The organism is Rhizobium yanglingense (assembly GCF_977109285.1).
The window spans coordinates 383,538-402,768 of the sequence record NZ_CDSAWY010000002.1 but is presented as its reverse complement, the minus strand read 5'-3'; the positions used below and the strand labels follow the sequence as shown (position 1 = coordinate 402,768).

The 19,231-nt window shown below is 60.7% G+C and carries 17 protein-coding genes, 4 tRNA genes and 5 pseudogenes; 10 read left to right on the top strand and 16 right to left on the bottom strand.

What is annotated here, in order from left to right:
• Positions 1-213 precede the first annotated feature (213 nt).
• From rplA to ACW4PC_RS03165, 10 genes and pseudogenes are all read right to left on the bottom strand, one after another.
• A complete protein-coding gene (gene rplA, locus ACW4PC_RS03210) occupies positions 214-906 on the bottom strand; it encodes a 50S ribosomal protein L1 (protein ID WP_039844633.1) in 693 nt (230 codons plus the stop codon).
• 4 nt (positions 907-910) lie between these two features.
• Entirely contained in the window at positions 911-1,342 is a 432-nt protein-coding gene (rplK, locus tag ACW4PC_RS03205) for a 50S ribosomal protein L11 (protein ID WP_022719203.1), read from the bottom strand.
• A gap of 176 nt (positions 1,343-1,518) precedes the next feature.
• Positions 1,519-2,049, bottom strand: coding sequence for a transcription termination/antitermination protein NusG (gene nusG, locus ACW4PC_RS03200; protein WP_022719204.1), 531 nt, complete (start codon positions 2,047-2,049; stop codon positions 1,519-1,521).
• A gap of 17 nt (positions 2,050-2,066) precedes the next feature.
• The gene (gene secE / locus ACW4PC_RS03195; protein ID WP_039844632.1) at positions 2,067-2,267 is read right to left on the bottom strand and encodes a preprotein translocase subunit SecE; all 201 of its coding nucleotides are present in this window, start codon (positions 2,265-2,267) and stop codon (positions 2,067-2,069) included.
• Positions 2,268-2,454: 187 nt separating this feature from the next.
• A tRNA-Trp gene (locus tag ACW4PC_RS03190) sits at positions 2,455-2,530 on the bottom strand.
• Between the two features lie 142 nt (positions 2,531-2,672).
• A pseudogene (locus ACW4PC_RS03185) lies at positions 2,673-3,567 on the bottom strand (NAD-dependent epimerase/dehydratase family protein).
• A gap of 337 nt (positions 3,568-3,904) precedes the next feature.
• Positions 3,905-5,082 (bottom strand): annotated as a pseudogene (tuf, locus tag ACW4PC_RS03180) (elongation factor Tu).
• 329 nt (positions 5,083-5,411) lie between these two features.
• On the bottom strand, positions 5,412-5,714 hold the full coding sequence (locus ACW4PC_RS03175; RefSeq protein ID WP_455872806.1) for a hypothetical protein: 303 nt from the start codon (positions 5,712-5,714) through the stop codon (positions 5,412-5,414).
• Positions 5,715-5,844: 130 nt separating this feature from the next.
• Positions 5,845-5,918, bottom strand: a tRNA-Gly gene (locus tag ACW4PC_RS03170).
• Positions 5,919-5,943: 25 nt separating this feature from the next.
• Positions 5,944-6,028, bottom strand: a tRNA-Tyr gene (locus ACW4PC_RS03165).
• A gap of 203 nt (positions 6,029-6,231) precedes the next feature.
• Between ACW4PC_RS03165 and rlmB the strand changes: the two are divergent.
• Together rlmB and ACW4PC_RS03155 are read left to right on the top strand one after the other, a co-directional pair.
• Positions 6,232-7,124 (top strand): annotated as a pseudogene (gene rlmB / locus ACW4PC_RS03160) (23S rRNA (guanosine(2251)-2'-O)-methyltransferase RlmB).
• A gap of 84 nt (positions 7,125-7,208) precedes the next feature.
• Positions 7,209-7,367, top strand: coding sequence for a hypothetical protein (locus ACW4PC_RS03155; protein WP_455872805.1), 159 nt, complete (start codon positions 7,209-7,211; stop codon positions 7,365-7,367).
• Positions 7,368-7,502: 135 nt separating this feature from the next.
• Here the strand turns inward: ACW4PC_RS03155 and ACW4PC_RS03150 are convergent, their stop codons facing one another.
• A complete protein-coding gene (locus ACW4PC_RS03150; RefSeq protein ID WP_455872804.1) occupies positions 7,503-7,823 on the bottom strand; it encodes a hypothetical protein in 321 nt (106 codons plus the stop codon).
• Between the two features lie 181 nt (positions 7,824-8,004).
• Between ACW4PC_RS03150 and ACW4PC_RS03145 the strand changes: the two genes are divergently transcribed.
• Positions 8,005-8,080, top strand: a tRNA-Thr gene (locus ACW4PC_RS03145).
• A gap of 702 nt (positions 8,081-8,782) precedes the next feature.
• Here ACW4PC_RS03145 and ACW4PC_RS03140 read toward each other — a convergent pair.
• Positions 8,783-8,956: a hypothetical protein gene (locus ACW4PC_RS03140; RefSeq protein WP_455872803.1), complete on the bottom strand. Its 174-nt coding sequence runs from the start codon at positions 8,954-8,956 to the stop codon at positions 8,783-8,785.
• A 193-nt stretch (positions 8,957-9,149) separates the two neighbouring features.
• Between ACW4PC_RS03140 and ACW4PC_RS03135 the strand changes: the two genes are divergently transcribed.
• The 5 genes from ACW4PC_RS03135 (at position 9,150) to ACW4PC_RS03115 (ending at position 11,915) form a co-directional block, all read left to right on the top strand.
• Positions 9,150-9,410: a hypothetical protein gene (locus tag ACW4PC_RS03135; protein WP_022714901.1), complete on the top strand. Its 261-nt coding sequence runs from the start codon at positions 9,150-9,152 to the stop codon at positions 9,408-9,410.
• Positions 9,411-9,559: 149 nt separating this feature from the next.
• Positions 9,560-9,703 carry a hypothetical protein gene (locus tag ACW4PC_RS03130; RefSeq protein WP_246778478.1) on the top strand — a complete coding sequence of 48 codons (144 nt, stop codon included), beginning with the start codon at positions 9,560-9,562 and terminating at the stop codon, positions 9,701-9,703.
• Positions 9,704-10,261: 558 nt separating this feature from the next.
• Positions 10,262-10,507: a hypothetical protein gene (locus ACW4PC_RS03125; RefSeq protein ID WP_455872802.1), complete on the top strand. Its 246-nt coding sequence runs from the start codon at positions 10,262-10,264 to the stop codon at positions 10,505-10,507.
• Positions 10,508-10,627: 120 nt separating this feature from the next.
• Complete coding sequence (locus tag ACW4PC_RS03120) at positions 10,628-11,401, top strand: NAD kinase (RefSeq protein ID WP_455872801.1); 774 nt, start codon at positions 10,628-10,630, stop codon at positions 11,399-11,401.
• Positions 11,402-11,405: 4 nt separating this feature from the next.
• Positions 11,406-11,915: a hypothetical protein gene (locus tag ACW4PC_RS03115; RefSeq protein ID WP_455872800.1), complete on the top strand. Its 510-nt coding sequence runs from the start codon at positions 11,406-11,408 to the stop codon at positions 11,913-11,915.
• Here the strand turns inward: ACW4PC_RS03115 and ACW4PC_RS03110 are convergent.
• Positions 11,890-12,823: pseudogene (locus ACW4PC_RS03110) on the bottom strand (LysR family transcriptional regulator). The gene ACW4PC_RS03115 and the pseudogene ACW4PC_RS03110 sit on opposite strands and share 26 nt — an antisense overlap.
• 240 nt (positions 12,824-13,063) lie before the next feature.
• Between ACW4PC_RS03110 and ACW4PC_RS03105 the strand changes: the two are divergent.
• Complete coding sequence (locus tag ACW4PC_RS03105; RefSeq protein ID WP_455872799.1) at positions 13,064-14,572, top strand: MFS transporter; 1,509 nt, start codon at positions 13,064-13,066, stop codon at positions 14,570-14,572.
• A gap of 14 nt (positions 14,573-14,586) precedes the next feature.
• On the opposite strand, the gene ACW4PC_RS03100 is transcribed toward ACW4PC_RS03105, so the two are convergent.
• A complete protein-coding gene (locus tag ACW4PC_RS03100; protein WP_455872798.1) occupies positions 14,587-16,425 on the bottom strand; it encodes an ABC transporter ATP-binding protein in 1,839 nt (612 codons plus the stop codon).
• 288 nt (positions 16,426-16,713) lie between these two features.
• Here ACW4PC_RS03100 and ACW4PC_RS03095 point away from each other — a divergent pair, with 288 nt between their 5' ends.
• A complete protein-coding gene (locus ACW4PC_RS03095; protein WP_455872797.1) occupies positions 16,714-16,890 on the top strand; it encodes a DUF1902 domain-containing protein in 177 nt (58 codons plus the stop codon).
• A gap of 181 nt (positions 16,891-17,071) precedes the next feature.
• Here the strand turns inward: ACW4PC_RS03095 and ACW4PC_RS03090 are convergent, their stop codons facing one another.
• Both ACW4PC_RS03090 and prfB read right to left on the bottom strand, forming a co-directional pair.
• The gene (locus tag ACW4PC_RS03090; RefSeq protein WP_455872796.1) at positions 17,072-17,854 is read right to left on the bottom strand and encodes an APH(3') family aminoglycoside O-phosphotransferase; all 783 of its coding nucleotides are present in this window, start codon (positions 17,852-17,854) and stop codon (positions 17,072-17,074) included.
• 142 nt (positions 17,855-17,996) lie between these two features.
• A pseudogene (gene prfB / locus ACW4PC_RS03085) lies at positions 17,997-19,135 on the bottom strand (peptide chain release factor 2).
• Positions 19,136-19,231: the final 96 nt, after the last annotated feature.

Below are 19,231 nucleotides of genomic sequence, written 5' to 3'. Positions count from 1 at the left end.
CCAAAAGGCCGAAGGCACAAGGCATCCAAGGCTCGAACCAAATCCATGAAGCTGAGCTTCATCGAAATTCGGGTCTTACCCGTCTCATGCAGGCCGAAGTGATTAAGGGAAAACCACCTGCAATCTCGGACAGGATTCCGGATTTCTCCGGAATATTCCGGCCCCTTTCGAGGCCGGAATTCTTGCCACCGGGCAAAGCCCGATGAAATTTCGTTAAGCGGCCGTGACCGACGACGGGTCGATCTTGACGCCCGGGCCCATGGTCGAAGAGATCGCTACGCGCTTGACGTAGTTGCCCTTTGCGCCAGCCGGCTTCGCCTTGATGACGGCATCAGCGAAGGCACGGATGTTTTCTTCCAGAGCCTTTGCATCGAAGGATGCCTTGCCGATGCCGGCGTGAACGATACCAGCCTTCTCGACGCGGAATTCGACGGCGCCGCCCTTGGAGGCCTTGACCGCACCGGCAACGTCCATGGTGACCGTTCCGACCTTCGGGTTCGGCATCATGCCGCGCGGGCCGAGTACCTTACCGAGACGACCGACGAGCGGCATCATGTCCGGGGTCGCGATGACACGATCGAAATCGATCTTGCCGCCCTGGACGATTTCGACCAGCTCTTCTGCGCCGACGATGTCAGCACCGGCTGCCTTGGCTTCGTCAGCCTTGGCGCCGCGCGCGAAAACGGCGACGCGAACGTCACGACCCGTACCGTTCGGCAGGTTGACCACGCCGCGGACCATCTGGTCTGCGTGACGCGGATCGACGCCGAGGTTCATGGCGACTTCGATGGTTTCATCGAACTTGGCGACAGCCCGGTCCTTGACCATGCCGATAGCAAGGTTCAGAGCGTAGAGCTTCGTGGGATCAACACCTTCGTTGATCTTCTTGGTGCGCTTGCCAGCCATGGTCTTAACCTACCACTTCCAGGCCCATGGCGCGGGCAGAGCCCTCGATCATCGCCATTGCACCTTCGATATCTGCTGCGTTCAGGTCCTTCATCTTCGCTTCGGCAATCGCCTTGACCTGAGCCTTGGTCAGCTTGCCAGCGACAGAGCCCTTGCCGGGCGTCTTCGAACCGGACTGGATCTTCGCTTCCTTCTTAAGGAAGTAGCTGACGGGCGGCTGCTTCATCACGAAGGTAAAGGACTTGTCCTGGTAGTAGGTGATGACAACCGGGATCGGCATACCCTTTTCCATTTCCTGCGTGGCGGCATTGAACGCCTTGCAGAATTCCATGATATTGATGCCACGCTGACCAAGCGCCGGGCCGATCGGCGGGGACGGATTTGCCGATCCTGCCTTGACCTGAAGCTTGAGCTGGCCTGCAACTTTCTTAGCCATAACTCTCTGCCTTTCATTGATGACCGGTTGCCCGGCCAGTGGTGCCGGATTTCTCCGGCGGCTGCGGTTGCGTGGTGCGGATTTTAAGGCCCGGCTAAGACCCCTCACCTTCCACGCGGTTGGCGGCTATCGCCGCGCAGAAGCCGGTCAGTACTGACCGACTTCCATCTCAAAAATCAGACCTTTTCGACCTGACCGTATTCCAGCTCGACCGGCGTTGCACGGCCGAAGATCGACACTTCCACCTTCAGGCGCGAACGCTCTTCGTCCACATCCTGAACCGTGCCGTTGAACGACGCGAACGGGCCATCGGAAACGCGGACCTGTTCGCCGACCTCGAAGGTAACCGAAGCCTTCGGCCGCTCGACACCTTCCTGGACCTGGCCGAGAATGCGCTCGGCCTCGGAGTCCGGAATCGGAACGGGCTTGTTGTCGGAGCCGAGGAAACCGGTGACCTTCGGCGTGTTCTTGATGAGGTGGTAGGCCTCGTCCGTCAGGTTCGCTCGAACCATGACGTAGCCCGGAAAGAACTTGCGCTCGCTGTCGACCTTGCGGCCGCGGCGCACCTCAACCACCTTCTCGGTCGGCACGAGGATCTTTTCGAAGAGATGCTCGAGCCCCTTCTGCCTGGCCTTCTCCTCGATGGATTCAGCCACCTTCTTCTCAAAATTCGAATACGCGTGGACGATATACCAACGTGCCGCCATCTTATATCTCCACCCGATCAGTTGCCGGTGTTGAGCACGTAGCTCAAGGCCCAGCCAATCAGCTGGTCAGCAGCAAAGAAAAACAGCGCGGCAAAGACGACCATCACCAGAACCATGATCGTCGAGATCATGGTCTCGCGGCGAGACGGCCAGGTAACCTTGGACGTTTCGGTGCGAACCTGCTGCAGGAACGCAAACGGATTGGATTTGGATGCCATCGACTGCCCACGCAATTACGGCACGTAAAGCTGAACATATCAGCCCCACGCACCGCGTGTCTGTTGAACCCTACATAAACACCGATTCCCAATTGCACAAGAGGAAAACCGACGTCTAGCGAAATTTGCCATAATACCCTCCCCGACGGACCGCTGCGAGAACGTCCGCGCTTCCCTTCGAAGAAGATGGCAGGGGCAGAGGGGCTCGAACCCCCGACCTGCGGTTTTGGAGACCGCCGCTCTACCAGCTGAGCTATACCCCTTTACGCTTTACATTCAGCCCTTTGACCATGAGGGTCGAAGCGCTTCCTGCAAGCATGGCGCTCCCTTTAAGACGGTGGCACGGGATATGCAAGTGCGATTTTCGATTTTTCCCAATCCGCCATCACCTGGCATGGCCAACGGTCAGAGCTTCACATATTTGCGCCAGTCGTGCTCTTCCTTGAAGCCGAGGACTTCGCGGATCTTGCGGTTGGAAAGCAGGCCCTCATGCTCCCCGATCTCGCGGGTGAAGGGCACGTTCGGAAAGAAGCGTTTGGCGAGTTCCTTCGACGGCATATTGGCGGTCACGGTGTCGTTCACCGCATTGAAGACCTGGAAGCCCAATCCGCTCTTTTCGATACACAGATGGACGACCTGCGCGAGATCGCGGGCGTCGACATAGTTCCACGCGTTGCGCCGGCGCGTCTCCGGATTGGCGATGAAGCCGGGAAACCTGTCATATTCATGCGGCTCGATGACGTTTCCGATGCGCAAGGCATAGATATCGGCACCGGACCGCTCGGCAAAAGCGCGCGCCGTCTTTTCGTTCAGCACCTTCGACAGACCGTAGCTGTCCATTGGATCGACGTCGTAGTCCTCCTCCAGCGGAAACTGATGGAAATCCTTCTGTCCCTCGGCGAAGCAGACGCCATAGGTGGTCTCGCTGGAGGCAAGGATGATCTTCCCGACGCCGAGCTTCACCGCTGCCTCGAGGACATTGTAAGTGCCCATCGTGTTGATGCGGAACGTCTCGTTGTCCGTTTTGATCAGAATGCGCGGTATCGCAGCGAAATGCACGACAGCGTCGAAGCCTTGGACGCCGTTGCCCGGCTCCAGATCGGGAAGATCGCAATGCATCGACAGCGTGTTGAAGACCTGGCCGCTGTCGGTGATGTCTGCAATCAGGTTGGTGACGCCAGGGCTGTCGAGCGGCACCAGATCGACATTGTGAACCTCATAGCCGGCATTCACCAGCCACGGCACGACATGACGTCCAGGCCTTGCCCGAACCGCCGGTAAAAAGAATACGCTTCTTCATGAAATCTCCTCCGCATCATGAAATAGAAGGAATAGATAAAGGCTCCGCCACAGGGCGCAAGGTGAAGGCGTGGCGATTTAGAAGCCACGGTCAGAGATTTCGCCTAAGCTGCTTCCACTTCCCAGGATTCCGGCCAGCACCTCTTCCAGCGCGGGCCTGGATCTTGATGTCGTCGGCCACCTGCATATTCATCCAGAATTCCGGCGAGGTCTTGAAGGACTTGCCGAACCGAAGAGCCGTATCGGTGCTGCATTCGACGTTTGAACGTCAACAATAGTGCAACGCAAAAGCCCCGCCGTTTCCAGCGGGGCTTCTTCAATCCAAGCTAATGCGAAGATTACTCTACGATCGATGCAACGATACCGGCGCCGACGGTGCGGCCGCCTTCGCGGATGGCGAAGCGCAGCTTTTCTTCCATGGCGATCGGCACGATCAGCTCGACGTCAACCGTGACGTTGTCGCCCGGCATCACCATTTCCGTGCCTTCCGGCAGCGTCACGATGCCCGTCACGTCCGTCGTGCGGAAGTAGAACTGCGGACGGTAGTTGGTGAAGAACGGCGTATGACGGCCGCCTTCTTCCTTCGTCAGGATGTAGGCTTCAGCCTTGAACTTCTTGTGCGGCTTCACCGAACCCGGCTTGCACAGGATCTGGCCACGCTCGACGCCGTCGCGGTTCACGCCGCGGATCAGTGCGCCGATGTTGTCGCCGGCCTGGCCCTGGTCGAGCAGCTTGCGGAACATTTCAACGCCGGTCACCGTCGTCTTCGAGGTCGGGCGGATGCCGACGATCTCGACTTCTTCGCCAACCTTGACGATACCGCGCTCGACGCGGCCGGTCACGACCGTACCGCGGCCCGAGATCGAGAACACGTCTTCGATCGGCATCAGGAACGGCTGGTCGATCGGACGCTCAGGCGTCGGGATGTAGGCGTCGACCTGCGGCCATCAGCTCGCGGATCGCGTCTTCGCCAATCTTCTTGTCGGAATCTTCGAGAGCAGCCAGCGCCGAACCCTTGACGACCGGGATGTCGTCGCCCGGGAAGTCGTAGGACGACAGCAGTTCGCGCACTTCCAGCTCGACGAGCTCGAGAAGCTCGGCGTCGTCGACCTGGTCGACCTTGTTCAGGAACACGACGATTGCCGGAACGCCGACCTGGCGGGCCAGCAGGATGTGTTCGCGGGTCTGCGGCATCGGGCCATCGGCAGCCGAGCACACCAGGATCGCGCCGTCCATCTGTGCGGCACCGGTGATCATGTTCTTGACGTAGTCGGCGTGGCCGGGGCAGTCGACGTGCGCGTAGTGGCGGGTTGGCCGTCTCATACTCGACATGCGCCGTCGAAATCGTGATGCCGCGAGCCTTTTCTTCCGGCGCAGCGTCGATCTGGTCATACGCCTTGAACTCGCCGAAGTACTTCGTGATCGCCGCCGTCAGAGACGTCTTGCCGTGGTCAACGTGGCCGATCGTGCCGATGTTAACGTGCGGCTTGTTGCGCTCAAACTTACTCTTTGCCATTTGAATGCTTCCTGTGAACGAAATGGGTGACCCCGGCGAGCCGGTTTAGTGCCGCCGTTTAAGGCTTTCGGCGGGATTGCGCAAGACCTAATTGCGAACGCCATTCTTGGCTTGCAAGCGCATATGGGAGACAATTCGCGCCGAGCAAGTCGATTCGCCCCGAACCCGGCGAAAATCGTTGAAACCAAGGGGAAAATCTGGAGCGGGCAGCGGTATCGAATGGGTGATCGCGCAGGCACCTCGTTCAAGCTGTCCTGGTCCCCGCGAACTCCCAAACGAGCGCGAGCGCTGCGAACCTTGGCGGCTGGTGGTGTGGCTTAGCGCCAACCCTAATTCGGGATCTTGTTATAAAAAGACTCTGGATCGTAGACGCAGGCATAATCGAGGACGCAGAGCTTTCCACCGGCATCCCGCAAACTGGTCGTCGAGTGCTTGTCCCCCAGCCTGCAGCGCGCCGGCGGATAGCGGAAGCTGCGGCCGCCGATGCCGATTCGGACGAATACTGTTTTGTTTTGCCGGATGAACTGCGCGAGTTCGCCACAGCTGAGATCGCGAGCCCTGACTTCCATGGCCTCGGCGGCAAGGGCGACCGACGGAAGCAAAAATGCAGCGGCCAAAATCACGTTTCGCATGGCACCTCTCAATGGAGGCCAGTTAAGCAGCAGTATCCGCGTCATTCAAACAGAAATTTTGCGCCCCTGAAGGCGCGGCGCCAGGAAAAAGCGCGCGCAATGCGCGCCATTGCCGAAGAATTGAAAGGCTTGGAGCGGGTAGCGGGAATCGAACCCGCGTATTCAGCTTGGAAGGCTGCTGCTCTACCATTGAGCTATACCCGCGGGGTGGTCCGATCCAAGTGACGAATGGTGGAGAGAGTTGGATTTGAACCAACGTAGGCTGAGCCAACGGATTTACAGTCCGTCCCCTTTAACCACTCGGGCATCTCTCCAGTTTTTCGTCTGGATCGTAACCAAGCTCGACAGACTCCAGGAGCGTTGCCGCCCCTCGATCTGCGCCGCGTATATGACCGGAGCATTTGCCCATGTCAACATGAAGACAATAGAAAAAACACGAAAAATTTCATCGCCTGCTGAAAGCCGCCGCCGGCAAAGAAACCCTATGCGCGGTGAAGCACCGCCGTTATAAAGCCGCATGAGCAAAGACAACAAATCCGGCGGCAAGCCCGCAACCGACAAGTCCCCCAAGGATACGCACTACGCCACTCTGCGGCGTGCCCACCGCGATGCCAAGCGCGAGCGCGGCGAAATCCCGACGCCGCCTGCCGCAGAAGCGCAAACGCGGCGGCGAGGACTGGAAGGCGCCGGCGCTTGCGGCCGACCAGGTCTATCTCTACGGCCTGCATACCGTGCGCGCCGCAATCGAAAATCCCGAGCGGAAAAACGTCAAGCTGACGGTGACGCAGAATGCGCTCACCCGCCTCGAAATCGATGCCGGCCAGCTCGGCATTCCAGTCGAGATCGTCTCGCCGCAGGATATCGACAAGGTGCTCGGCCCCGATGCGATCCACCAGGGCGTGATGCTGGAAACCCGCCCCCTGCCCGTCCGGCGCCTGGAGGCGCTGAAAGACAGCCCGCTGCTCCTCGTGCTCGACCAGGTCACCGATCCGCACAATGTCGGCGCCATCATGCGCTCGGCCGTCGCATTCAATGCCGGCGCCGTTATCACCACGCAAAGACACAGCCCGACCGAATCGGGCGTGCTTGCGAAATCGGCTTCCGGCGCGCTCGAACTCATTCCTTATATACAGATCACCAATCTTGCCGACGCGCTTGGTGAATTGCACCGGCTCGGCTTCTTCTCGATCGGCCTCGATTTCGGAAGGACCGGCGCCGATCGAAGGCACGTTCTCAGGCGACAAGGTTGCGCTCGTCCTCGGTTCCGAAGGCAAGGGTCTCAGGCAGAAGACGCGCGAGACCGTCAGCGCGCTTGCGCGGCTCGACATGCCGGGCGCGATCAAATCGCTGAACGTCTCGAATGCGGCTGCGATCGCGATGTATGCCGCACGCCTTCATCTGAAGAAATAAGCGGACGTCTCAAAATGAACGAATGGTGGGCCTAAGGTGCGCCGAAGCGCAGCGCAACAGCAAGAAAGAAGGAAAATACCCGGCATGGCAATCCGGCCCCTCCTGTTCGGCATCATGTTCATCGCAGTCTTCGTCGCCATCGTTCTCAGTATCATATGGGTCGATCCCACCCAGCCGACGCGCCAGCCGGATCCTCTGGCGCCTGTGACGCCGGTACCCACACCGACACCACCGGTGCAATAGCCGCCGGGAATCGCACCGGCGGCATCGCGTTTGCTGATCGACGGCTGCTCCAGCAGCCCCATTCTCGATATCCCGATAATGCCGCCCTTTTGAGGGCCGGCCACACGAAGCCGGCATCAGCAAGCCAGCGGGCGATCATAGGTTGATGCGGAAATACAAGTAGTGCGGCCGGTGGTGATGACGCCAGTAATGACGTTCGCTCCACCTGCGTTCGGCGCGCCAGGGCCGGTAGTGGCGGCGCTCATAGGCGTACGGATGATGGCGCCAGTAACGGCGCTCATGCCGCCACGAATGGCGCCCATGGCGGCGATGATCACGGTAGTGCACCTTCACGACGTCGCTCTTATCGACGGAAGCAACAGGTGCATATACGGGAGCGGCAACCACTGGCTCGACGGCAACGACGGCCAATCCGAACGACAGGAGCGCTGCAATGGCAAAACGGACAATTCTCATGGCTCATCTCCTTGATGAAAGTGAGCGAAATCTGCGCCTCCTGCCCTGAACTCCTCCTGAATCGCACCTTCAGCTTTTGTTCATGAAATGAAGAGGGATTGGGTCTATGATCGATCACGAAATCGCGCCCAGGCCGGATTTTTCTTTACAGACCGGAAGAATCTGCTAGTTGGCACGCATTGCCCTTGTAGCTCAGTTGGTAGAGCACCTGATTTGTAATCAGGGGGTCGCGGGTTCGAACCCTGCCGGGGGCACCATATATTAGTTAATAAAATCAGTGACTTGATGCTAGCCCGCGCTTAGTTGGCGGGTTTTTCATGCGCCAATGATTTAACCAGAATTGCCATGTTTTCCGGGCTTTCCCGAGGGTAGCGGCGATTCCTTGGAACATGAATCGCGCACAAGAAACAAGACGCCGCATACCAAGGGTCTAGCTTGAGACAACCAACGTATAATGTCGGGAGGCGCGGTCCATTGATATGTTGCCGCTATCGCCTCAACACCCCAACCATAGAGGCGATCAGCTGCGCCAAGCTGCTATCGACTTCGGTGTCTCTCACCCCTCTCTCACCGTGGTCGGCGGATAACGTATCCGCGTTGACCGCCTCGCAGATCGGGGCGGTCTTTTTTTGATGAGGCTGGAAAGAAAAACCCGCGCCAGCTGGTGAGGCCGGTTGCGCGGGCTTGGTGGTCTGCGGACAACGCCGCGATCCGAAACATGCCGCTCACCGGCCGGCGCGCAAATCGCGCCAAGAAAGGAACCGTCCGCCACTCGAGAGCACAAATGGTGCATGACGCGTAGAAGCACTGTAGAATAAGGCATTCTGATTTGTAGTCAGGGTTCGAACCCTGCCGGGGCCCATTTGCATCACGATTTTTTATGGCGCACGGGGCCACCCCGTGCAGCCCGGACGCCCCGATCGCATCGTCTGCCGAGGACAGGCTTTCCATCCTCGTCGTCAGTTGCTGCCGTCGTTCGAGCGTGACTTGCGCGCCTCGCTGTTGGTCGAGGATGACGTCTTTCCGTCGGGTTGCTGGCCGAAATAGGTGCCGCCGAGATGGCCGCCGGCGCTGGTGTTTTCGACTTGGCGCTCGGCCCTCTTCACGAGCTTTTTGACGTCTGTCTTGCTCATTTTATTGCTCCATTGGCTGGTGGTGACATGGGAACAACGACACGCGGCCAAGAGAGTTCCCTCTTCCCGGGGAGCCCGGCGCAACAGGAACCGCGGCGTTGCTTTGAATGGCTGTTTCCTTGACAAATCTACCAGGCGCACGTGAAAGTACCTCGCTCATGGACGCTGTGACAATTATGGATTGCGATATCGAATGCCCAAAAAACCGAAACTCGAATACTCGGAACTCGCCGGCGAATTCACCGAGGACGGCGTTACCGTGCTCGTCGATATCTTCCGGACAGCCGGTTCCAACGAGGACTGGTCGATGGAAGTCGTGACGCAGGAGGAGGACCTCATCCGCTGGGACGAACCGTTCGCGACCGACCGCGAGGCGTTTGACGAATTCCTGGCGACAATCGCCCGCGACGGCATTCGCTCGTTTCTGGACGATACCGAGCAATCCGTGCACTGACCGGCCCTGCATTCGCTATCCACCGACCGACCGGGCATATTCGCGCTGTTGCTAAAATATGATATGGTCGCCGCGGGAGAGCGGTGATGCGACGGTATAATCTCCGGCATGAAGCCGATGATCGGTGGCTTGTTGTTGACGGAATGACCATGCAGCCAGCCGCCCTGGACGGTATCCCGATCTGCGGCATGCAGTGGGCGGAGGCCTGCGATATGGTCGATCTCATGAATACCCTCGACAGCATCGAACGCGCAGCGGATCGCTACGCGGCTTCGTTCCGCCGGAGCGCCTGACGGCCGCCTTTCCGTCTCCTGAAAATCTACAGCCGCAGGCCCAACCGGCCGGTCCCCTTCGGGTCTTGCCGTTGCCGCAGCGGAACAAATCCGCCGTCCACCGGTTCGAATCGTCAAGGAGGATCGAAGCATGGTTGCAGAGTATCTTGGCTCTTTGCTATCGCTGGCGGCGCCTTCCTTCTCGGCTGCGCGATCGCCTACGGCATGCTCACAAACCGCGAGCTCTCGCGCAGTGAGCAGGACGCGCAGGAGGCCGCAAGGTGCGCAAACTCTACGAGAAGCCGCCGCATGAGGCATCGCGATGAGCCGGCGGTATGCTTGGGCGGTTGCCATCGCGCTGGCGCTTGCCGCCGTTCTTGCCGCCGAGAGCGCCGGTTACTTCCATTCGTCCGAAACGCCCGGCCGGCCCGCTCCCCACGCAATCGACCAGTCACGGTCGGAGCCAGTCACAGTAGGAGATCGACATGCCAGGGTCAGGACAAGAGCTTTGATTCCGGCACGGATGATGCACGCTGCTCGGACACTGCGGCCGCTGCCGAGCGTCGGGAGGAAGCCAAATTGCAGGCCGCGCGCGGGCTGGCTTCCGGAATGGGCCATCCGCACGAGGCCTTGCTGGATACCAAGCCGGATGACATCGATCGAGCGCAGGACGGCCGTTTTGGGGAAATCGAGCCCGATGAACGCGCGAAACAGGCCGCCCTGAAGGAACAGGCCCGCCTCCACGGCGATGTCTACATCGTCGAAACCGACCTGGAAGACAGGGATCAGCGCGAAGCAGCGCCGGGCACAAGAGAACAGAAATAGCAGCCGCCATCACCTCTTCGGCAGCCCACAGCGCAGGCGGCAGAGTCTGCCTGCGCGCAAAATACCTTGTCGCATAAGCCCTTTATCCATTAGCTAGGCGAAGTTCATAAAGGGCATCACATGGGCCGTTCATTTCAGACGCTTTGTTTCCTCGCTTCCTCGGCAACAGAGGCGCTTGCCGCGCGGGAAGAGTTGATTCGCCTTTATGGGGAGGTTCCCGCCGAGGAAGCCGATGTCATCGTGGCGCTCGGCGGCGACGGCTTCATGCTGCAAACGCTGCACAGCACGATGAATTCCGGCAAGCTCGTCTATGGCATGAACCGCGGTTCTGTCGGTTTCCTGATGAACGACTATCGCACCGACAAACTGCAGGACCGCATCTGCGCGGCCGTCGAGAATGCCTTCCATCCCCTGCAGATGACGACGGCCAACGCCGACGGCACCAATTCCACGGCACTCGCCATCAACGAAGTCTCGCTCTTCCGTCAGTCCTACCAAGCCGCCAAGCTGCGCGTCGAGGTCGACGGGCATGTGCGTCTCGCGGAACTGATCTGCGACGGCCTCATGGTGGCAACGCCGGCGGGCTCCACCGCCTATAATCTTTCGGCCCACGGCCCGATCCTGCCGCTGGAAGCGCCGCTGCTTGCCATGACGCCGGTCAGCGCCTTCCGCCCGCGGCGCTGGCGCGGCGCGCTGCTGCCGAACAAGGTGACGGTCGACATCCATATTCTCGAGGCCGAAAAGCGGCCCGTGAATGCGGTTGCCGACAATGCCGAGGTCAAATCCGTGCTGCATATCCGCATCGCCCAGTCGGAGCACATGACGGCGCGCATCCTTTCCGATCCGGACCGCTCATGGTCGGATCGCATTCTTGCCGAACAATTCGAGGATTGAGGCCATGCAGCTTCGAACCGCACTTCTTGCCGCAGCGCTCATCACCGGCCCGGCGGGCCTTGCGAAGGCTGTTACGCCGGCCGACACGATCCTTCCGCCCGCCGTGATCTTTGCAACCAGCACCGGCTATTGGGAGGAAAGCCGTGCGGATATCGCGATCGAGCGTGCGCCGGGCGCAGCAAGCGATCCGGCAAAGGCGGAACCTCAGCCGCGCCGCGGCTATTACAAGCTCTTTTCCGTCCGCCAGCCGGACAAGACTTCGAAAATCTACCTGCAGCAAATCGCGCAGGCCGACAGCGGCCCGGAAATCGTCTCCAGCGTCGAGCTGCACGAGTTCACGCAGCTCAAACCCTATGTCACCGATATCCGTCCGGAAAGTTCCACGGGCATGGGCAAGCAGCCCGGCCTCTTCGCCACGGTCTACCTGAAGACCGATCCGAATGCCGAATCCGAGGGCTGGACCGTGCTGATCGACGAATTCGGCGAGATCACCATCGAGAAGGCGACGAACTGACTGCTCGAACCGGCGGCCTGCCCGCACAAACCTCCCGAACGCACTCGCGCAGCCAGCGATGCGCCGGATCGAGGTCCGTCCGCGGGTGCCACAACAGCGAGATCGTAATGTCCGGCGGCGAAACCGGCAGAGGGAAAGAGAACATCCCGTCACGCAGGTTTCCCGTATAGCGTTCGGGGACGCTGGCGATCAGATCCGAGGCACGCGCCAGAGCCAGAGCTTCCGAAAAGCCGCCAACGACCGTTACGATCTCCCGTTTCAGGCCGAATGGCTCAAGCGCGTCATCGATCGGTCCCCTGTCGAGCCCGCGCCGCGAGATGAGGATATGCCGGCCGGCAGCGTAATCCGCAGGCGTGATCGCAACCTCGCACAACGGATGCCCCATCCGGACAACGCCGACGAAGCGGTCTCGGAACAGCGCTTGTGCGCGCACCTCCGGCCCCATGGCTTTTCCGACGACGCCCGTTTCCAGGTCAACGCTGCCGTCGCGCAGCGGCGCGCTGTCCCTGTCCGGCTTTGGTACGAAACGCAACTGCACGCCCGGCGCCTGTTTGCCGACACGTGCAATGAGATCAGGTCCGAAATTCTCGACAAAGCCATCCTGGTTTCTGAGTGTGAATGTCTGCACAAGCCGTGTTCAGGTCGAGTGTCTCGACGGGACGCAGAACGGCTTCGGCGTCCTGCACGATCTGGCCGACGCGCTCGCGAAGCTCGAGCGCCCGCGGCGTCGCAACAAGGCCGCGTCCGGCCCGAACCAGCAGCGGATCGCCGGTCGCCTCCCGCAATCGCGCCAGCGCGCGGCTCATCGCGGACGGGCTTAGCCGCAGCCTTTTGGCGGCGCGGGCGACGCTGCATTCCGTCAGAAGCACATCAAGGGTGATAAGCAGATTGAGATCGGGATGCGACATGCAGCGACCATAGCACGGCCGGTGCAGGATGACATGGCGTCAAACGCACGAATGAGATGCATATGATGCAGCTTCCGCCCTATCTGGCCCCGAGCTATCTCTGTTCCAAACGCAATTTTGGAGTAGCTCTTCATGATATCGGTCCGATTTGTTCCTGCTGCCTTGGCTGTCGTCTTCGTAGTCGCGCCGCTCGCGCGCCGGGTCGTCAACAGCCTCGTAGAAGCCTGAGGGGCAAGGGCAATGACCTCCTGCACAGATGACGCCACCAACGATGGCATAACCCCGGCAACCTCGGCTCGACGGGCGCTTGCCGGCCTTTGCCTATCCATGCTGCTATCTTCGCTCGGCACCAGCATCGCCAATGTCGCCTTGCCGACATTGGCTCAGGTGTTCGCCGCACCATTCCAACAGGTGCAGTGGGTCATTCTTGCCTACCTCCTGGCGATCACGATCTTGATTGTCGGCGTCGGACGGCTGGGCGACATTGCCGGGCGCCGCCGGGTTCTCCTGGCGGGGCTGGTCGTGTTTACTGTCGCCTCGGCGCTCTGCGGCCTTGCGCCCTCGCTCTGGTGGCTGATTGTCGCCCGGGCCGCGCAGGGCCTCGGCGCCGCCGTCCTGATGGCGCTTACCATGGCGTTCGTCGGCGAGACGGTCCCCAAGCAAAGAACCGGCAGCGCCATCGGACTGCTCGGAGCGATGTCGGCAATCGGCACTGCGCTCGGTCCGTCGCTTGGCGGCATTACGATCGCCTGGCTCGGCTGGCGGGCAATCTTTCTCGTCAATATCCCGCTCGGTCTGCTGGCCTTTTTTCTTGCCCACCGTTTCCTGCCCGTCGACCGCGATACGCCGAAAACGGACCGCCCTGGCTTCGACGCTCTGGGCACGCTGCTGCTTGCAGGCGCGCTCGCCGCCTATGCTCTCGCCATGACGATAGGGCGCGGCCATTTCGGCACGCTGAATGCGACGCTCCTGATGGCTGCACTCACCGGCACCGTCCTCTTTGTTTTCACTGAGGCGAAGGTGGCATCGCCCTTGATCCCATTGGCAGCATTCCGCAATTCGGAGTTCAGCGCCAGCCTTGCCATGAACGCCCTCGTCTCGACGATAATGATGGCGACGCTGGTGGTGAGCCCGTTCTATCTTTCCCGTGCGCTCGGGCTCAACGCGGCGTTCGTTGGAATGGTCATGTCGATTGGCCCGGTTGTCTCGGCGCTGACCGGCGCCCCGGCTGGCCGTCTCGTCGACCGTTTGGGCGCGCCGTTCGTGGTCATCGTCGGGCTCATCGAAATGGCCGTCGGTGCAGTTGCCCTATCCGTTCTTCCGGCAATGTTTCCCGGCGTTGCCGGCTACATTGCCGCCATCGCCGTCCTGACCCCTGGTTATCAGTTATTCCAGGCAGCCAACAACACCGCCGTCATGACGGACATCCCCGCCGATCGGCGGGGCGTCGTTTCCGGCCTGCTCAGCCTGTCGCGCAATCTCGGGCTCATCACCGGCGCTTCCGTCATGGGCGCCGTGTTCGCTTTTGCCGCGATGACGGCCGATATCACGACGGCACGTCCCGAAGCCGTTGCCACCGGCATGCAGGTCACCTTCGCCGTCGCGGCGGCTCTGACCGCCTTAGCGATCGCCATCGCCGTCCAAGGCCGCGCCCTTGCCATGCGTCCCCTCGCCTCGTGGAGACAGGTCGGCTTAAGACGGCCTGAAGCCCGCTTTGGCCGCTTTTTAACTCCCCGCCCGCCGCCGTAGCGGCGGGCCAGTGGTCAAATGCTTGCCTGCACGCTGTGCAGGTTGGCATAGACGCCTTGCTGCGCCATGAGGTCGTTATGGGTGCCCTGTTCGATGATGCCAACGCCTGTGAGCACCAGGATGCGGTCGGCATGGCGGACGGTGGAGAGACGGTGAGCGATGACCAGGGTGGTTCGGCCGTTGGCGAGATTGAGCAGCGCCTTCTGAACCGCCCGTTCGCTCTCGTTGTCGAGCGCGCTGGTTGCCTCGTCGAAGATCAGGATCGCCGGATCCTTGAGGAAAGCGCGCGCTATCGTGAGGCGCTGCCGCTGGCCGCCCGAAAGCTTGACACCGCGTTGGCCGATATCGGTCGCGTAGCCATTTGGCAGAGCCGTTATGAAGTCGTGAGCGTTGGCGGCACGGGCGGCGGCCTCCACCTCGGCATCGGTCGCGTCAGGCCGGCCGTAGCGAAGATTCTCCGCCACGGTGCCGGCAAAGAGATAGACGTCCTGCTGCACGACCCCGACATGTCGCCGCAGTGACGAGAGCGTCACGTCGCGAATGTCGGTACCGTCAATGCGGATCACCCCGGCCTGCACATCGTAGAAGCGCGGTATAAGCGCGCAAAGCGTGCTCTTGCCCACTCCTGAAGGACCAACCAAGGCCACGAACTCGCCCGGCGCAATGGTAAGCGAGAGCCGCTCGAGCACCTTGGGGCCATCGAACTCGTAGCCGAAGGCGACGTCGGAAAAACTGATCTCACCCCTTGGGGCCGGCATGGGACGGGCGGCCGGGCGGTCGAAGACGTCCGGTGCGATCTCCAGGATCTCCATGGCCCGAACGAAACCGGTGTAGCCCTCCTGCCAGAGGCGGACGAAATTGGCGAGCCGCTGCATCGGATCGACCAGCACCGCCACGCAGAGCAGAAAGGTGAGGATGTCCGCCACGGACAGCTCCGCCGTCAGGATGCGCAGCCCCCCGATCACGATGACAAGTATGGTGATGAGCTGTGCGAAAGTTTCGGTGCCTACCGAAAACCAGGCCTCGCTGCGGTAGCCGTCGGCGCGGCCCTGCAGGAACCGCCGGTTCAGCTTGGCAAAACGCTCCTGTTCCAGCGCCTCGTTGGCGAAGGACTGGACGACGCGAATGCCGGCCAGTGCGTCCTCCACGCGTTCGTTGACGGCGGCGATCTGCCGTTTGCTCGCTTCGAGCGCGCGGTTCATGCGCCGGTTGAAATGCAGCGCATAAGCCGCCGCCACCGGCGTGAGCAGCAGGATGAGGCTGGCCAAAGGTGGATCGATGAAGAACAGCACCAGCATGGCGCCGCCATATTTGAGTACGGCGATGGAGAGGTCCTCCGGGCCGTGGTGGAAGAGCTCGCCCAGCCACAGGGAATCGTTCGTGATGCGGCTCATCAACTGCCCAGTGCGTTGACGGTCGTAGAAGCTGAACGAGAGCTTCTGGCAGTGTTCAAAGAGCTCCTGCCGGACGGCGGCCTCGATACGGGCGCCCATCACGTGCCCCTGATAGTCGACGAAGAAGATGGCAACGGTTTGGATCGCCAGGATGGCAAGCATGAAGGCGCCGACGGCAAGGATCTGCTCGTAGGCCTCCGGCATGTTGGGCAGAGCCAGAAGGCGGCTTGTGACGAAGTTGGCACAGAGCGGCAGCGCCACCGCCGTACCGGCGACGAGGATTGCGCAGAGCAGATCCGCCAGCAGCAAAGGCAGGTGTGGGCGATAGTAGGAGAGGAACTTGCGCATGCGCAAGCGGCGCCGGTCGCGGTCAGCGTTGCGCGGATTGTCGCGGAAGAATTTCAGGAAGCGGTTATGGCGCGGCGGGCTTTTCCTCGCGCGGGGGAACAGAGTGTGCATGAAGCAGAATGTCCTTGTGGGCGATGTTTCCTTTCTGGTTGGACAGGTTCGCTTTCATGTCAGTCTCCCCGGGGATCGGACCAATGAGAGCCTAAGCATCGCGGACAACCGCGACCGTTTCAACCCGGCAGCGGAAAGAGATCGGCCGGTGTTGTCACTATGCAACAGCCGGTGGCCCGCCGCTGCCGCTCAGCGTGTGGCTTTCTGCAGTATGGATTTTTGTCGCGAAATGAGAAGGCGACGAACTGATGAGATTTTCGTTCGCAGCAACTGACCAAATCCGTAGGTATGTTTTTCGAAGTCGAGCTCGCAGAGATTAAAGCGCTGTCGATCATTGTCCGCACCGCCTGGCACGAGGACGCGAATGTCCAGGTCGCATCGAGCAACGACGTGGAAGCACTGCCGGTAGAGGCTGAAATGCTGGAATTGCTCGGGAAAAGGCTCTCGCTGCACTTTCCGATCTGATCGAACTGAACGGAATTGCGTCCGATCTGCCTGAAATCCCGGTCCATATCATGGCAGAGCATCTGACCAAGATCCCCAATCCGTCGATCTGATTGAAGCGAACCGGGCTGACGAAGGCCTACCAGCTCATGAAAGGCCCGAGCGCTGGGCCGGTTTGGTCGTAAGGCAAAATTTGCGCGAACTAAAAGAACTCGTCAAGCGCCATATAGTAGGCGACTTTCGCGTCATTGATGCCGGAAAGCCCATAACAATCGAGGAAATGCCGAACCCACGCTTCCCCGACATTGTATCGGATGCTTCGCAGTGCCAAGGCAATATCCTGGTATCGATCCGCAACGCCCAGACGGCCGCAATCGACATATCCACTGAATTGCCCTTCATGCGTCATGAAGTTCGGCAAACAGGCGTCGCCGTGGGCAACGACGGGATCCGTGACGTCAGGCTGGTTGGCTTCCAGGTATGCAAAAAGGCTCGCAGCGGTTGCGCTTTGCCGCTCTTCATCAAAATCACTCTCGTCTACGGCTCCCGCTTCCATCCGCGCCTTGGCAAGCCTCAAACGAGCTGTCAGCCTGTGGTCGAAAGGGCAGGTTTCCGGATGAAGTTGGTGCAATCGACGCAAAGCGGCCGCCAGGATCTCGATGCGCTGCCTATCTGTGGTCGATTTGGACGAAGCCAGGTCGCTTCCCGCGAGCGCGCTCAGCAGCAGCCAGTTTCTGCCCTCATGGCTTTCCAGGGCGACGACGCTGGGGCACTGCAGTCCTTGCTCGGCAAGCCACAGCAGACGCTCCGCCTCCAACGGCAATTCCGCAAAAGGACCCGCAATTTCGGCTTTCAGGAAATACCGCGTCCGGCCACCTTCTGCGAGCCTGAACACGTCTGCAGACGAACATCCCAGATCGTCCTGCTTCCACTCGTGTCGAGATAGCAGCGCCCTTAGATCGGGAGGTAAGGCAGTGTTCTCCATCGGCACATCATGATCGTTTGCCATAGGCTTGGCGCACACGCCAAGCCGCTTGCAACCGCCTGCTGCAAGCGGATTTAGCCGCTAAGCCAAACTCCACACGTTTAAGTCAGGCTCACCGTCTCTGACGGTTCTCCCTCCAATCTCAATCAACGTCCTCGAGAACAGCGTCCGGCTTGCCGCTGATGCGGTGCGCAAGCGCTGCTTCCATGAACTCGTTGAGGTCGCCGTCGAGCACGTCGCCGCGGTGCCGTGCTCGCAACGCCGGTGCGCAGGTCCTTGACCAGCTGATAGGGCTGCAGCACGTAGGAGCGGATCTGGTGGCCCCAGCCGATATCGGTCTTGGACGCCGCTTCGGCGCTTGCTGCCTCTTCGCGCTTCTTCAGCTCCGCTTCGTACATGCGGGCGCGCAGCATGTCCCAGGCCTTGGCGCGGTTCTTGTGCTGCGAGCGCTCCTGCTGGCACGGCGACGACGATGCCGGTCGGGATGTGGGTGATGCGCACTGCCGAGTCGGTCGTGTTGACGTGCTGGCCGCCCGCGCCAGACGAGCGGTAGGTGTCGATGCGGCAGTCGCTTTCGTTGATCTCGATGTTGATAGAATCATCGACCACCGGATAGACCCAGATCGACGAGAAGGACGTATGGCGGCGCGCGTTGCTGTCGTAGGGCGAGATGCGCACGAGCCGGTGCACGCCCGATTCCGTCTTCAGCCAGCCATAGGCATTGTGTCCCTTGACGAGCAGCGTCGCGGACTTGATGCCCGCCTCTTCGCCGTCATGGACTTCGAGCAAGCTCGACCTTGAAGCGCTGGCGTTCGGCCCAGCGGGTGTACATGCGCAAGCAGCATGTTTGCCCAGTCCTGGCTTTCGGTGCCGCCGGCGCCCGAATGCACTTCGAGATAGGTATCGTTGGCATCGGCCTCGCCGGATAGCATGGCTTCCACCTGGCGGCGCGCGGCCTCGGCCTTCAGGCTCTTCAGCGCGTCCTCGGCCTCCTTGACGATGCTTTCATCGCCCTCTTCCTCGCCCATCTCGATGAGTTCGACATGGTCGTTCAGCTGCTGTTCGAGCTGCTTCGAACGCCGTTGATTCCGTCATCGAGCTGCTGGCGCTCGCGCATCAGCTTCTGAGCTTCGTGCAGCATCGTTCCACAGATTCGGGTCCTCTGCCTTGTTGTTCAACCAGTCCAGCCGTCTTATCGCCTGGTCCCAGTCAAAGATGCCTCCTCAGCAGGGTGATAGCCTGCTTGGTTTCATCGACTACGTTTTCGATTTCCGCTCGCATTTTCCTGCTTCTTTGCGTTGGTCTTGAGTTGGTCCGTCGAGAATAGTTGCGGCGGCCGCGGATGTAAAGAGCCGCGGCCGTCGCATCCATGACGGA